Origin of the sequence: Lentzea sp. NPDC051838 (genome assembly GCF_040681245.1) — a bacterium.
Taxonomy (GTDB): Bacteria; Actinomycetota; Actinomycetes; order Mycobacteriales; family Pseudonocardiaceae; genus Lentzea.
In genome coordinates this window covers 1-14,091 of record NZ_JBFAYI010000019.1, presented here as the reverse complement: position 1 = coordinate 14,091, position 14,091 = coordinate 1, and the positions used below count along the sequence as shown (strand labels likewise).

Annotated in this window: 16 protein-coding genes and 2 riboswitches; of the genes, 5 read left to right on the top strand and 11 right to left on the bottom strand. The window is 68.0% G+C overall.

Translation table 11 applies throughout. From position 1 onward, the window contains the following. Positions 1-127: 127 nt before the first annotated feature. The 8 genes from glyA to AB0M24_RS31595 form a co-directional block, all read right to left on the bottom strand. A complete protein-coding gene (glyA, locus tag AB0M24_RS31630) occupies positions 128-1,393 on the bottom strand; it encodes a serine hydroxymethyltransferase (protein WP_363776128.1) in 1,266 nt (421 codons plus the stop codon). A 13-nt stretch (positions 1,394-1,406) separates the two neighbouring features. Continuing rightward, complete coding sequence (gene gcvT, locus AB0M24_RS31625) at positions 1,407-2,501, bottom strand: glycine cleavage system aminomethyltransferase GcvT (RefSeq protein ID WP_363776125.1); 1,095 nt, start codon at positions 2,499-2,501, stop codon at positions 1,407-1,409. Between the two features lie 96 nt (positions 2,502-2,597). Beyond that, positions 2,598-2,689: riboswitch (glycine riboswitch) on the bottom strand. Then, positions 2,690-2,780: riboswitch (glycine riboswitch) on the bottom strand. Positions 2,781-2,825: 45 nt separating this feature from the next. Continuing rightward, positions 2,826-3,128 carry a DUF3817 domain-containing protein gene (locus AB0M24_RS31620; RefSeq protein WP_363776122.1) on the bottom strand — a complete coding sequence of 101 codons (303 nt, stop codon included), beginning with the start codon at positions 3,126-3,128 and terminating at the stop codon, positions 2,826-2,828. A gap of 14 nt (positions 3,129-3,142) precedes the next feature. After that, positions 3,143-3,526 carry a hypothetical protein gene (locus tag AB0M24_RS31615; RefSeq protein ID WP_363776119.1) on the bottom strand — a complete coding sequence of 128 codons (384 nt, stop codon included), beginning with the start codon at positions 3,524-3,526 and terminating at the stop codon, positions 3,143-3,145. 57 nt (positions 3,527-3,583) lie between these two features. Further along, positions 3,584-4,078: a hypothetical protein gene (locus AB0M24_RS31610; protein WP_045318190.1), complete on the bottom strand. Its 495-nt coding sequence runs from the start codon at positions 4,076-4,078 to the stop codon at positions 3,584-3,586. Between the two features lie 164 nt (positions 4,079-4,242). Beyond that, a complete protein-coding gene (locus AB0M24_RS31605; RefSeq protein ID WP_045318201.1) occupies positions 4,243-4,440 on the bottom strand; it encodes a hypothetical protein in 198 nt (65 codons plus the stop codon). 329 nt (positions 4,441-4,769) lie between these two features. Beyond that, positions 4,770-5,894, bottom strand: a complete 1,125-nt coding sequence (locus AB0M24_RS31600; RefSeq protein WP_363776116.1) for a CaiB/BaiF CoA-transferase family protein — start codon at positions 5,892-5,894, stop codon at positions 4,770-4,772. Further along, positions 5,891-7,027 carry an acyl-CoA dehydrogenase family protein gene (locus AB0M24_RS31595; protein WP_363776113.1) on the bottom strand — a complete coding sequence of 379 codons (1,137 nt, stop codon included), beginning with the start codon at positions 7,025-7,027 and terminating at the stop codon, positions 5,891-5,893. Before AB0M24_RS31595 ends, AB0M24_RS31600 begins: the two co-directional genes overlap by 4 nt. Positions 7,028-7,134: 107 nt before the next feature. Between AB0M24_RS31595 and AB0M24_RS31590 the strand changes: the two genes are divergently transcribed. The 4 genes from AB0M24_RS31590 to AB0M24_RS31575 are packed head-to-tail and all read left to right on the top strand — an operon-like array spanning position 7,135 to position 11,045. Then, entirely contained in the window at positions 7,135-7,569 is a 435-nt protein-coding gene (locus tag AB0M24_RS31590; RefSeq protein ID WP_363776110.1) for a GNAT family N-acetyltransferase, read from the top strand. Between the two features lie 56 nt (positions 7,570-7,625). Beyond that, positions 7,626-8,828: an acetyl-CoA C-acetyltransferase gene (locus tag AB0M24_RS31585; protein ID WP_363776106.1), complete on the top strand. Its 1,203-nt coding sequence runs from the start codon at positions 7,626-7,628 to the stop codon at positions 8,826-8,828. 1 nt (position 8,829) lies between these two features. Beyond that, positions 8,830-10,860 carry a 3-hydroxyacyl-CoA dehydrogenase NAD-binding domain-containing protein gene (locus tag AB0M24_RS31580; RefSeq protein WP_363776103.1) on the top strand — a complete coding sequence of 677 codons (2,031 nt, stop codon included), beginning with the start codon at positions 8,830-8,832 and terminating at the stop codon, positions 10,858-10,860. A gap of 35 nt (positions 10,861-10,895) precedes the next feature. Then, the gene (locus AB0M24_RS31575; RefSeq protein WP_363776101.1) at positions 10,896-11,045 is read left to right on the top strand and encodes a hypothetical protein; all 150 of its coding nucleotides are present in this window, start codon (positions 10,896-10,898) and stop codon (positions 11,043-11,045) included. 1 nt (position 11,046) lies between these two features. On the opposite strand, the gene AB0M24_RS31570 is transcribed toward AB0M24_RS31575, so the two are convergent. Both AB0M24_RS31570 and AB0M24_RS31565 read right to left on the bottom strand, forming a co-directional pair. Further along, on the bottom strand, positions 11,047-11,997 hold the full coding sequence (locus AB0M24_RS31570) for an AraC family transcriptional regulator (protein WP_363776098.1): 951 nt from the start codon (positions 11,995-11,997) through the stop codon (positions 11,047-11,049). 214 nt (positions 11,998-12,211) lie between these two features. Then, on the bottom strand, positions 12,212-12,748 hold the full coding sequence (locus AB0M24_RS31565; RefSeq protein WP_363776095.1) for a DM13 domain-containing protein: 537 nt from the start codon (positions 12,746-12,748) through the stop codon (positions 12,212-12,214). 61 nt (positions 12,749-12,809) lie between these two features. Here AB0M24_RS31565 and AB0M24_RS31560 point away from each other — a divergent pair, with 61 nt between their 5' ends. After that, on the top strand, positions 12,810-13,160 hold the full coding sequence (locus tag AB0M24_RS31560) for a hypothetical protein (protein ID WP_363776092.1): 351 nt from the start codon (positions 12,810-12,812) through the stop codon (positions 13,158-13,160). 23 nt (positions 13,161-13,183) lie between these two features. Here AB0M24_RS31560 and AB0M24_RS31555 read toward each other — a convergent pair whose 3' ends face one another. Then, positions 13,184-13,708, bottom strand: a complete 525-nt coding sequence (locus AB0M24_RS31555; protein ID WP_363776089.1) for a hypothetical protein — start codon at positions 13,706-13,708, stop codon at positions 13,184-13,186. Positions 13,709-14,091: the final 383 nt, after the last annotated feature.

Genomic DNA, 14,091 nt, shown 5'->3' with positions numbered 1-14,091 from the left:
ACCCTGAACGGTGACAACCCCGGCCCTGGGGAAGGGGCCGGGGTTCCCGTCGTTTCGCTCTGGCTCCACAAGCACCAAAACGAAGGGCCCCACCGGAATTCCGGTGGGGCCCTTCGTCAGCACGAGATCAGAGCGTCGAGTACAGCGGGTGCTTCGCCGCCAGCACCTCGACGCGAGCGCGCAGCTCCTCGACCGCGGCACCCGGCTTCAGGGCCTCGGCGATCACGTCGGCGACCTCGATGAAGTCCACCTCGCCGAAACCGCGGGTGGCGAGCGCCGGCGTGCCGATGCGCAGACCCGAGGTGACCATCGGCGGGCGCGGGTCGTTCGGGACGGCGTTGCGGTTGACCGTGATGCCGATCTGGTGCAGCACGTCCTCCGCCTGCTTGCCGTCGAGCTCCGACGAGACCAGGTCGACGAGCACCAGGTGAACGTCCGTGCCGCCGGTCAGCACCTTCACGCCGGCCGCGGCCACGTCGGGCTGCGACAGGCGCTCGGCCAGGATGCGCGAACCCTCGAGGGTGCGGCGCTGGCGGTCGGCGAACTCCGGCGAGGCGGCGTGCTTGAACGCCACGGCCTTGGCGGCGATCACGTGCTCCAGCGGGCCGCCCTGCTGGCCGGGGAAGACCGCCGAGTTGATCTTCTTGGCGATGTCCGCCTCGTTCGACAGGATCACGCCGCCACGAGGACCGCCGAGGGTCTTGTGGGTCGTGGTCGTCGTGACGTGCGCGTGCGGCACGGGCGACGGGTGCAGACCAGCGGCGACGAGGCCGGCGAAGTGCGCCATGTCGACCATCAGGTAGGCCTCGACCGAGTCCGCGATGCGGCGGAACTCGGCGAAGTCCAGCTGACGCGGGTAGGCGGACCAGCCCGCGACGATCAGCTTCGGCTTGTGCTCGACAGCCAGGCGCTCGACCTCGGCCATGTCGACCCGGCCGTCGCCGTCCGAGACGTGGTACGGCACGACGTTGTAGAGCTTGCCCGAGAAGTTGATGCGCATGCCGTGCGTCAGGTGGCCGCCGTGCGCGAGGTCCAGGCCGAGGATCGTGTCGCCGGGCTGCAACAGCGCGAACATCGCGGCGGCGTTGGCCTGGGCGCCCGAGTGCGGCTGGACGTTGGCGAAACCGGCGCCGAACAACGACTTGATGCGCTCGATGGCGAGGCGCTCCACGACGTCGACGTGCTCGCAGCCGCCGTAGTAGCGACGGCCGGGGTAGCCCTCGGCGTACTTGTTGGTGAGCACCGAACCCTGCGCCTGCAGCACCGAGACGGGCGTGAAGTTCTCCGAGGCGATCATCTCGAGAGTGCCCTGCTGGCGCGCCAGCTCGGCCGCGACGGCCTCGGCGACCTCGGGGTCGTACTCCGCGAGGGAGGCGTTGAACTGGTCGGACATCTGGAAGATCTCCCTACTTGGCGCGCTTGTAGAACGGAAGTGCGACGACCTCGACCGGCTGCTTCTTGCCGCGGACGTCCACCAGCAGTTGGGTGCCGGGCTCGGCACTCGCCTTCGTCACGTAGGCCATGGCGACGGAGTAGCCGAGGGTCGGGGACAGCGCGCCCGACGTCACCTCGCCCACGACCTCGTCGCCGTTCAGCACCGCGTAACCGTGCCGCGGGGCGCGGCGCTCGGGGGTCTTCAGTCCGACCAGGACCGAGTCCACACCGGACTCCGACACCTTCGTCAACGCGTCGCGGCCCACGAAGTCACCCGGCTTGTCGAGCTTCACGACGCGGCCGAGGTTCGCGTGGTACGGCGTCAGCGACGTGGTCAGTTCGTTGCCGTACAAGGGCATTCCGGCTTCGAGACGCAACGTGTCGCGGCAGCCCAGACCGCACGGCTTCAGCTCGTGCGACGAACCCGCCTCCAGCAGCGCGGCCCACACGGCCGGAGCGTCGGCCGGTGCGAGGAACAGCTCGAAGCCCTCCTCGCCCGTGTACCCGGTGCGCGCGAGCAGCGCGTCGACACCGGCCACGGTGGACGGGTACGACGCGTAGTACTTCACCGTCGACAGGTCGGTGTCGGTCAGCCCGGAGAGGATCTCGACCGACTTCGGGCCCTGGATCGCGATCAACGCGTACTCGGTCGACTTGTCCGTGACGACCGTGTCGAACCCGGCGGCGCGCTCGACGAGGGCCTCGGCGACGACGAGAGCGTTGGAGGCGTTCGCGACGACCATGAACTCCTCGTCGCCCAACCTGTACACGATCAGGTCATCGATCACGCCGCCGTCGGCCTGGGTGATCATCGTGTAGCGGGCCTTGCCGACCGCGAGCGCCGAGATGTGGCCGACGAGCGCGAAGTCGAGCGCCTCGCCCGCCTGCGGCCCGGTCAGCACGATCTCACCCATGTGCGTGAGGTCGAAGAGGCCCGCGGTGGTGCGCACCGCGTGGTGCTCAGCCAGCTCGGACGAGTAGCGCAGCGGCATCCGCCAGCCCGCGAAGTCGGTGAACATCGCGCCGAGCTGCTCGTGCTCGGCGTTCAGAGGCGTGAGGCGGGACATCAGAACGCTCCTCCTGGGTGCGCCGAAGAGCCGGACCAGGCCGGCTGAGGCAACGAAAGAATGACACGGTCCATCGGAGACTCCTCACTAGAGCGAGCCTCCCCCTCTGTCATGAGCCTGAGAGCTTCGCCGCGCGGGACGCGACTTGCACCGTGGGCGAGGCCGATGGGCCTGCTTTCCAGAGTTGCCTTCGTCGTGCGGTATCTGTGCCTGAGAGATTCCGGGGAGGGATTGCTCCTTCGGCGCCCCCGCGAGAGGGGTCTCTTCCGCGCGACATCGACGGCCGTGTTCAGTTGGTAGCCCCAGACGCTAGCAGGCCAAACGTCACAGCGGCACGCCCTGCGCAGTCTTCTCGACCACCTTGCGCTCAGCCCAGAACGACAGGAACGGGATCGTCCCGGCGAGCAGCACGAGGGCGGTGCCCTTGATCGACCAGCGCAGCTTGAGTGCCAGGTCGACCGAAATCACCAGGTAGATGGCGTAGAGGAAGCCGTGGACCGGGCCGACGACCTTCATCGCGCCACCCATGTCCGCGGCGTACTTGAGCACCATCGCCACGACCAGGAGCAGCAGGAAGACACCGACCACGTAAGCCATGACCCGGAACCGGGTCAACGCACCCTTCATCTGCCCGCCTTCGCTCAACGACCGTCCCGCGCGTTGAGGTCCGCGAGCATGCGGTTGTAGGCCGCGAGCTCCGCGTCTTCAGGATCGTCGAAGTGCTCGACAGGCGCGGGTTTGACGGCGTCAACGGTAGTCACCGGCTTCGCGGCGGGTGCAACCGGCTCCGGCGTGGGGAGAGGCTCGTCACGACGCTGGCGCGCCAGACGGCGAAAGCGCCACACCATGAAGGCCGGGAAGAGGCCGAACAGCGGCCACTGGAGCACGTAACCCAGGTTCTGGAACGTGCCGCTGGCGGACTCGAAGCGCTGCCACTGCCAGTACGCGAGCCCGCAACAAGCGATCAGTGCGACCAGACAGCCAAGTCCGATCAACACTCGCTGGGGAGTAAGGAGGCCGCGCACGACCTCCAGACTACTTGGGTACGGGGCTGCCCCGTGAAGACAGCCCGTCCACCTTTCCTACGCCACGCCGTCCCGGCGCTGCCTCTGCAGACGTGCGACGCACCAGGCTGCGGCGGAACCGCGGCGAAGGTGCTGGAGAACCGTCATCGGACCCAAGCGCCGTCCGAGGTCGGCAGGGGTCAGGCCCGCCGCGCGGTAGTCGAGCGCGCGCTGGTCCAACGGGCTGATGCCCGCGTCCCACCACTGCTCGGCCTCTGCGACGTCGCCCACCAACTGCCAGTAGCTCGCCGCGGCAGCGAGCAAAGCCTCGGGTGCCTCCGGCGCCCGCTTGCGCATCGCGGCCACGTAGGCCGGATCCGCCGAGTCGACCTTGACCAAGCCACGCGACGACCCGCCCCTGCCTCCCCGCTGCACGGGGATGCCTGGCGCCGAGGGGGGTGCCTCAGCGAGCCACGCGTTCTTGATCCGGTTCACCTCCTGCATCTCTGCGTCATCAGACCGTTCAGCCGCCCACTGCTGCAACAGCTCGTGGACCCCGGAGTCCTCGACCATATGTGCCTCCTCGTCGGTCGGGGATCGGCCATTGCAGCGGAAGGTATTCGGTAGGTCTGACAATCGCCAGACCCTGAATCCCCAGAACACCCGTTACCAGTGCGTGATTGGCCGCATTCCACCCGTCCGGCTCAACGCGAACGGTCGTTCCTCACCCAGAGTCACTAGGCGACGGGGGTCGCCGTCCCGAAGAGGCTCCTGATGAAGGTGATGATCGACTCCGCGCCCTGACGCAGCCAGCCGAGCACCTGCTGGACCGCGGCAGCGGACTGCTCGGGCTGGGTGATCAGGAGGAACAGCACCAGCGCGACGCCCGCCAGCACTAGCACCTTCTTGAGGTTCACAGGTACCTCTCCGTCCATCTCGCTCACAGGTGAGGCGGCAGACCGCCCGTGTCACCCGACATGGTCCCTCATTCACCCGGCCGATGAACAACGACCACGCCAAACCGATGCAAGGATCTACCAGCGACGCACGCCTGCGCGACGGGGAATGTCACCCGAATGGCGGCTAAAGAGGGGCCTCAACTGCGCCGATGTCCTGGGCACGAGGTGAACACGGACTCCCTCGCATCCCACAGCTTGGACCAGACCCAGTTGAGCTGAGCCTCACCCGGACTCACCCGGATGCCGACCGGTCGGCATCACGCTCTGTCACCCCTTCGTGTCCTTATTAATGCGCACGCGAGCATTCATCCAATAACTCCTGACCGACGCAGTTCCATAATTTGGGCGTCCGCCACACCCATGTCGGCAAGCACTTCCGCGGTGTTCACCCCGGTCGAAACCGGAGGCGTCGGAACCGACGTCGGAGTCCGGTCGAAGCGAGGAGCCGGCGCCGGGTGCAGAGAGCCCGAGACGTCCACGAAAGTCGCCCGCGCCTCGTTGTACGGATGCCGTGCCGCCTCGGCGGGCGTCAGCACCGGCGCCAGGCACGCGTCGGTGTCCCGCGCCAGGTCGGCCCACTCGTCCCGCGGCCGGGTCTTCACCGCCGCCGCGATGCGTTCCCGCAGCTCAGGCCAGTTCGCCGGGTCGTTGCGCGTCGGCGCGTCCTCCAGCCCGAGCACGCGGACCAGGTCGGCGTAGAACTTCTCCTCCAGCGCGCCGACGGCCACGTACTTGCCGTCCGCGGCCTCGTAGACGTCGTAGAACGGGATGCCGCCGTCGAGCATGTTCTCGCCGCGCCCGCCCTTCCACATGCCCGCGCCGCGCATCCCGTGCAGGAACGTCGTCAGCAACGCCGCCCCGTCGACCATCGCGGCATCCACGACCTGGCCGCGCCCGGAGCGCTCGCGTTCGTACAGTGCGGCGAGCACGCCGAGGGCCAGCAGCATCCCTCCGCCGCCGAAGTCGCCGAGCAGGTTGATCGGGAACGACGGCGGCCCGCCGGCACGCCCCAGCGGCTCCAGCGCACCCGCGATGGCGATGTAGTTGATGTCGTGCCCGGCGCGGTCGGACAGCGGCCCGTCCTGACCCCAGCCGGTCATGCGTCCATATATAAGGCGCGGGTTGCGGGCGAGGCACTGCGCCGGACCGATGCCCAACCGCTCGGTCACGCCCGGCCGGAAGCCCTCTACCAGCACATCCGACTGCTCGACGAGCCTCAAGACCAGCTCAGCGCCCTCTGGTTTGCGGGTGTCGATCGCGACCGAGCGCCGGTTGCGGCCGAGGAAGTCGCCGGGAACGGTCGAGTGACTCCCCGGCTTGGCCACCTGGATCACGTCCGCGCCCAGGTCGGCGAGCACCATGCAGCCGAACGGCGCGGGCGCGAGACCCGCGAGCTCGATGACGCGCAGTCCTGCCAGCGGGCCCGTCACAGGGACCTCGCGATGATTTCCTTCATGATCTCGTTCGTGCCGCCGAAAATCCGCTGGACGCGGGCGTCGGACCAGGCACGCGCGATCGGGTACTCGTTCATGTAGCCGTAGCCGCCGAAGAGCTGCACGCACTCGTCGACGACGACACCGAGCCGGTCGCTGGCCCACCACTTCGCCATCGCCGCGGTCGGCACGTCCAGTTCGCCGCGAAGGTGCTTCTCGATGCACTCGTCGATGAACGCCCTGGTCACGGCCGCTTCGGTGGCGCACTCGGCGAGCTTGAACCGGGTGTTCTGGAACTTCATCAGCTCCTTGCCGAACGCCGTGCGCTCCTTCACGTACTTCAGCGTCACGTCGACGGCCGCCTCGATGCCCGCGACCGAGCAGACGCCGATGATCAGGCGTTCCTGCGGCAGCTGCTGCATGAGCTGGATGAACCCCAGACCTTCGGCGTCACCCAGCAGGTTGGCGGCCGGCACGCGGACGTCGTCGAAGAACAGCTCGGCGGTGTCCTGCCCCTTCATGCCGACCTTGTCGAGCACGCGGCCGCGCCGGATGTCGTTCTCCACCACGATCAGCGAGATGCCCTGAGCGCCCTGGGCCGGGTCGGTCTTGGCCACCACGATCACCAGGTCGGCGTGCACGCCGTTCGTGATGAACGTCTTCGAGCCGTTGATGACGTACTCGTCGCCCTCGCGCACGGCCTTCGTGCGGATGCCCTGCAGATCGGAGCCGGCACCGGGTTCGGTCATGGCGATCGCGCCGACGTACTCGCCGGACGCGAGCTTGGGCAGCCAGCGCTGCTTCTGTTCGTGGGACCCGTAGGAGTTGAGGTAGTGCGCGACGATCCCGCTGTGCACGCTGTTGCCCCAGGCGCTGTCGCCGGCGCGTGCCTGCTCCTCCAGCAGCACGGCCTCGTGGGCGAACGTGCCGCCGCCGCCCCCGTACTCCTCGGGGATGCTCAGGCACAGCAGCCCCAGGTCACCGGCCTTGCGCCACAGGTCGCGGTCGACCTGCTTCTGCTCGGCGAAGCGTTCCTGGTGCGGCGCGACCTCCTTCTCCATGAACGTGCGGGCGAGCTGGCGCAACTGGTCCAGGTCGCTGTCCATCCACCGCGATCGACGCTCTGCCATGCCTTCAACGAAACCACCGGCCCGTGATCCACGCCATGACCGGCGCGCCAGGCCGTCGCCCGAAAAAGTGAGCGAAATTCCCACCCCGGTCGTTCAGACTGCCCTGTATGCAGATCCACCAGGTCACGCCGGACGACTGGGAGCTCTGGCGGGACGTCCGCCTGGAGGCGCTGGCCTCGGATCCGGACGGGTTCGGATCGACGCTGGCCCGCGAGCAGGCCTACACCGAGGACGACTGGCGGGACTCCGTCGAACGGGGGCTGAAGCTCGTCGCGCTGACCCCGGAACCGGTCGGACTCGTCGGTGCCGCGTCCCAGCCCACCGGCCTGCACCTGTACTCGATGTGGGTGCGCAGGTCCCACCGGGGCCGCGGGGTCGGGGAAGCACTGGTCAACGGCGTGCTGACGTGGGCGGCGGAGCAGGGCTGGAAGGTCGTGCGGCTGCGCGTGTACGACGACAACCTGCCTGCTCGGCGCCTCTACAAGCGGCTGGGGTTCGTGGACGCCGAGGAGCCCGAGCACATGGAGTTGGTGGTGAGCTAATCGGTCACCCTTCACGGTCATGGCCAGCTCCACTGAGCGGGCCTAGCGTGAGGTCCATGAGCGAAGCCTTGATCTTCGACGCGGTGCGCACGCCGCGCGGCAAGGGGAAGCGCGGGTCGCTGCACAGCGTCAAGCCCGTCGCGCTGGCCGCCGGTGTGCTGCGCGCGCTGTCCGAACGCAACTCCCTCGACACCTCCGCGGTGGACGACGTCGTGTTCGGCGTGGTGTCACCGCTCGGCGAGCAGGGCGGTGACATCGCCCGCACGGCGGTGCTGGCCGCGGGCTGGGACCAGCGCCCGGCGGGTGTGCAGCTCAACCGCTTCTGCGCGTCCGGCCTGGAGTCGGTGAACCTCGCGGCCGCGAAGGTCGCCTCCGGGTTCGAGGACCTCGTGGTGGCGGGTGGCGTCGAGTCGATGTCGCGCGTGCCGATGGGGTCCGACGGCGGCGCGTGGGCGATCGACCCCGGCACCAACTTCGACCTCTCCTTCGTGCCGCAGGGCGTGTCGGCCGACCTGATCGCGACGCTGGAAGGCTTCTCGCGCACGGACGTCGACGCGTGGGCGGCCCGTTCGCACGAACTCGCCTTCGCGGCGCAGAAGAACGGCTTCTTCGAGCGCTCGGTCGTGCCGGTCGTCGACCAGAACGGCACGGTCGTGCTGAAGGAGGACGAGACCATCCGGCCCGAGTCCACTGTGGAGTCTCTGGGTCGTCTCAAGCCCAGCTTCCAGTTCCACGGCGACCTCGGCTACGACACGGTGGCGATCGACCGCTACCCCACCGTCGAGCGCATCAACCACGTGCACACGCCGGGCAACTCGTCGCAGATCGTCGACGGCGCCGCGGCCATGCTGATCGGCTCTGCCGCGGCCGGAAAGGCGTTGGGTCTCACGCCGCGTGCCCGCATCGTTTCCGTTGCCGTGGTGGGCACCGAGCCGACGATCATGCTCACCGGACCGGCGCCGTCCGCGCGCAAGGCGTTGGACAAGGCCGGGCTCTCGGTGGAGGACATCGACCTGTTCGAGGTCAACGAGGCGTTCTCGTCCGTGGTGCTGAAGTTCGTGCGGGACATGGGCATCGCCGAGGACAAGGTCAACGTCAACGGCGGCGCGATCGCGCTGGGCCACCCGCTGGGCGCGACCGGCTGCATGATCCTCTCGACGTTGCTGGACGAGCTGGAGCGCCGCGACCTGCGCCGCGGCCTCGCCACGCTGTGCGTCGGTGGCGGCATGGGTATCGCGACGATCATCGAGAGGGTCTGACATGCCGTTCCACTACGACAAGGACTCCGACGGCATCGTCACGCTGACGATGGACATGTCCGGCTCCGCCAACGTGATGAACACCGAGTACGGCGAGCTGATGGGCGAGGCCGTGTCTCGTCTTGAGGGCGACGACATCACCGGTGTGATCATCACTTCCGCCAAGAAGACGTTCTTCGCCGGCGGCGACCTGAACGTGCTGATCGCGATCACGCCGGAGAACGCGGCTCAGGCGCTGGAAGGCGTCGAGGAGCTCAAGTCCCAGTTGCGGCGCCTGGAAAAGCTCGGCAAGCCGGTCGTCGCCGCGATCAACGGTTCCGCGCTGGGTGGCGGGTTCGAGATCGCGCTGGCCTCGCACCACCGGATCGTGCTGAACGACGACAGCATCCGGATCGGTCTGCCCGAAGCCACTCTGGGCCTGCTGCCCGGCGGCGGTGGCGTGACGCGCATGGTGCGGCTGCTCGGCGTGCAGAAGGCGTTGCCGTTGCTCATGGAGGGCAAGCAGCTTCGCCCGGAACGCGCGCTGCAGGCCGGAATCGTGCACCAGCTGGTGTCGTCGCGCGAGGAACTCCTTGCGGAGGCACGTGCCTGGGTGCTCGCGAACCCCGCTCCGGTGCAGCCGTGGGACGTGCAGGGTGCCGGTGTGCCGGACCTGAAGTTCGGCGACCCCAACAGCTACGGCCTGCTGGGCGCGGCGCCCGCCGTGCTGCGCAAGAAGTCCCACGGTGCGTACCCGGCGCCGGAGAAGATCATGGCTGCGGCGGTCGAGGGTGCCTACGTCGACTTCGACACGGCGTTGAAGATCGAGGGCCGCTACTTCGTGGAACTGGCCTCCGGTCAGGTTTCCAAGAACATGATCACGGCGTTCTGGTTCAACCTCAACGAGGTCAACGGCCGCGCGTCGTCGTCCGGCAAGCGCGTGGCCAAGTTGGGGGTGCTCGGCGCGGGCATGATGGGCGCTGGAATCGCCGAGGTGTCCGCCAAGGCCGGTATCGAGGTCGTCCTGAAGGACGTGACCCTCGAAGCCGCCGAGAAGGGCGCTGGGGGCCTGGAAGGCATCAAGCCGACCGACTCCGACGAGGACCTCGCGGGCTGCGACCTGATCATCGAGGCGGTGTTCGAGAACCGCGAGCTGAAGAACAAGGTTCTGGGTGCCGCCGAGTCCGCCGCCCTGCCCGACGCCGTGATCGCGTCGAACACCTCGACGCTGCCGATCACCGGGCTCGCCACCGCCGTGCCGGACGCCGAGAGGTTCATCGGCCTGCACTTCTTCTCGCCGGTGCCGAAGATGCGGCTCGTCGAGATCATCCGCGGTGAGCAGACGTCGGCGGAGACGTTGCAGCGGGCGCTGGACTACGTGCGGCAGATCGGCAAGACGCCCATCGTGGTCAACGACTCGCGCGGCTTCTACACCTCGCGCACGTTCGGCACGTACGTCATCGAGGCGATCTCGATGCTGGCCGAGGGCGTCGCGCCGGCGTTGATCGAGAACGTGGCGAAGAAGGCCGGCATGGCGGTCGGCCCGCTGGCGGTCTCGGACGAGGTGACGCTGTCGTTGCAGCTGAAGATCCACGACCAGACGCTGGCCGACGACCCGTCGCTGGTGGCGGACAGCGCGGCGTACGACCTCATCCGCGAGATGGTCGGGCTGGGACGCGCCGGGAAGTCCACCGGCGCGGGCTTCTACGAGTACCCGTCCGACGGCTCGAAGAAGTTCCTGTGGCCCGAGCTCACGACCCGGTTCGTGAAGACCGACGCGGGTGTGTCCGAGCAGGACGTGCGGGACCGGCTGCTGTTCGTGCAGTCGCTGGAAACCGTGCGGTGCCTGGACGAGGGCGTGCTGACGTCCGTGGCCGACGCGAACATCGGCTCGATCTTCGGGTTCGGGTTCGCGCCGTGGAGCGGTGGCACGTTGCAGTTCATCAACTCCTATGGCGTGCAAGCGTTCGTGGAGCGCGCGGACTACCTCGCGGACACCTACGGGGAGCGGTTCCGTCCGCCGACCTCGCTGCGGGAGCGCGACAGTTTCTGAGGTTTTGCGACGTTTTGATGTGCTTGCGGTCGTCGATGGACGACCGCAAGCTCGTCGCCATGAAGAAGATGTTCACCGCACTCGTGTCCGCCGCCGCCGCGATGCTGGCGCTGGCCGGACCCGCGTCGATCGACACCCTGCTGCCGAGCACCGACACGGTGGCCGCCGACTCCTGGGACTGGTGAGTCAGGCGCGGTAGGAACCGGGCGACGACCCGGTCCACCGCTTGAAAGCCCGGTGGAAGGCGCTCGCCTCGGAGAACCCGAGGCGCAGCGCCAACTCCTCCACCGACTCACCGCCCCGCACCAGCGAGGCCACCGCCTGGTCGCGCAGCAACTGCTCGCGCACCTCGCGGAACGACGTCCCCTCCGCGGCCAGCCGTCGTCGCAACGTCGGCGCCGACACCCCGAGCTGCGCCGCCACGGCCTCCAGCCCGGTCATCCCGCGCCCGAGCAACCGCCGCACGTGCCCCGCCGTGTCGGCCCCGTGGTCCCGGCGGGACAACAGCTCCGCCGGCGAGTGCCGCAGAAACCTGCGCAGGGCCGCTTCCTCCTGCACCACCGGCATGCGCAGGAACTTCGGGTCGAACGCGATCGCGGTGGCGGGCGCGTCGAACGTCAGCGGGCACCCGAAAATCAGGTGGTACTCGGCGGCGTGGACCGGTTCCGGGTAGGCGAACCCGGCCTCCTGCAACGGAATGCGGCGGCCGATCAGCCACGACGAGAAGCGGTGCCACAGCACCAGCAGCGACTCCGTCAGAAAGTGATCCGGGTCGCCGGGGACGTGCAGCTCGAACCGTCCCGCGTTGAGCGACAGGTCCAACGGCTCGTCGAACAACGCGTAGAACGCCAAGCCGCGTCTCAGCGCCGACTCCAGATCCGGGCAATGCACCGCCAGCAAGCACATCATCGCGAACGTGCCGCGCTTCGACGGACGCGGTCCGAAGCCCATGAACTCGTCGTCGAGGACTTCCCACAACGTCTGGATCAGCTTCGTGTACTGAGCGGGCGTGACGCGGGCCCTGTCGTCCGCGAGAAGGCTCGGCGGAATACCTGCTCCCGCCATGACCTCGGACGGCGACGGACACGCGCGCAGTGCCGCGCGCACGTAGTGGATCGCCACGGTCCGGGTGTGCACGAACCACAGTAAACGCCACCGGCGGTGGCGCGGCTCCGGGGAGAGTTGGAGTCGCGTCACCGCCGGCGAGGGCCCACCCAGTGAGCCGTACTCCTCGCCAACGGGGCTTCCGCACGCCCATCGGCAAGGGACGATGTTGTGTCCTGCTGTTAACGCTATGTGGTCTAGACCAGGAAAGTCAATAGTGTGAACAGCCCAAGTCCGTTTGCAGGTTTCAGGCTTGTTCCAGCGGCGCCACCGCGAACCCCGCCGAGAACCGCTGACACCAGATCACGACACTCCGAATGGTGGAGACGTCCACACCGGCCGGGATTTCGTACACCTGATCGCCACGATTTCCCTTCAACTTGCCGAGACTCGTGAATCCCTGACCAAACGTTTTCTCCGACGAGCTCGACGCGTGCGGCGACAGGTAAACGTACAGGTCAGGGCCATCACTCGTGTCCAACGAGGCGAACTGGACGGAATGCGCACCGTTCGGCAGTTTGATGAGGCTCGCCTTACCGGTGGTCGCGTGCTCAAGCGAGCGCCACTCACCCGTCGCAACCTCCTTGGGCGATTCCGGCGCCTTCACCGCCGTCTCAGTCGCCGCCTGAGTCTGCGTCTGCGCAGGCGTCGAGGCAGGCACCAGCAGCGCTTCGTGCGTTTCCCGAACCGTGAGCAGTCGCCACGGCTGGAACAGGTACAACCCGACGCCCAGCGCGACCACCAGCACGACGGCGACGGGTATCAGAATTCGACGATGCGGCATACCGAAAATACTGGCCCAAACCGGGCCAAAAAGAGCTTACGGAGTTGTTAGGGTCCTCCCCGTGGCGACGCAGGCGAGGATCGGCCAGGCCGTGCTCGGTGTCCTGATGGTCGGCTGCGCCCTGACGGGCCTCTTCCCGAAACCCGTCCCCCTGCTCTTCGCCATAGCCGCCGTGGGCACGGCCAACGCCGCCTTCCCGCTCATGCGCACCTTCGGCTCCGCCCTCCTGGGCGGCGTAGCAGCAGCCTCGATCGCCCTCTGCTCAGTCCCGTTCGTCACCTGCTCCTCGGAACGCTTCACCGAGGTGTTCACCTGCACGGGTGACGCTCCAACGTGGCACCTGACCGGAACCGTGCTGGTGGCAGGCCTTTCCGGGGCCAGTTTGGTACTCGCCCGGATAACAGATCAGTGACGGCGATCACTCAACCGGGGCCATCAAGGAGCCGATAAGGCAAGCAGGTGAGCGTTCTCCTGCAACCGGCCTACCCGGTACTGTGCCGAGGGCGTGATCACCCGACCACAACCCGTGAGCATTTCAAGGAGGACTGCTGTGCGCGCACTGTGGGCCGCAGGTGGCTCCGCCGTGCTCGGTTCCGCGTTGCTAGGTGTCCTGGTCGGAATGGCGATCCACGGCGTGGCAGAAGAAGCCCCGCCGAACAGAACCCCGTCCTCGAGCTGGACCACCTCCACCCCGAGAACCTCGCCGAGCTCCACAGAAAACCCCACCCAGTCGAACACCACGGAGTCGAGCCCGCCCTCGACCTCAGACACGCAACAACCGACGAAGAAGACCACAACCCCACCCCCGGCCGTGACGAACCCGGCCCCGCCGCCCCCACCAGCGGCCACCACCACCCCGCCGCAGACGTCGGGATGGCCGTGCAGCCCCCTGAACCCGCTGCCCCCACCCACCTGCAAAAACCTGGAAGACGGCCAGTAGCCCGCCGAGGCCTTCGCCACGCCGGGCAGGCTCGCGCAAAGGTCCCCTTGGATTTCGAGTCCCCCGCGACCCAACGTACAGAGCGGGTCTGACAGTGCCGGGCAGTCGCAATGCCCAAGGCAACCGCAAGCGATGCCGAGGAGCGAGAAGCACCCGAGGGCGAAGGCGAAGGTGAGCCGGTTTGGCGATGCCGAGGACGAGAAGTACCGAGGGCGAGGGCAAGGCGGTTTGGCGATGCCGAAGGCGAGCAGTGCCGAAGGCGAAGCCGAGGTGCTTTGGCGACGGCGAAGCCGAGCTGCCCTTGCCTCACAACGAACAGGTGGGGTGGGTCCCGTCACGAGTCGTGGCTGATCGTTGGCCGCGCCAGAGGGGTTGGGTCAAGTCGACACGCTTTTCGTCGACT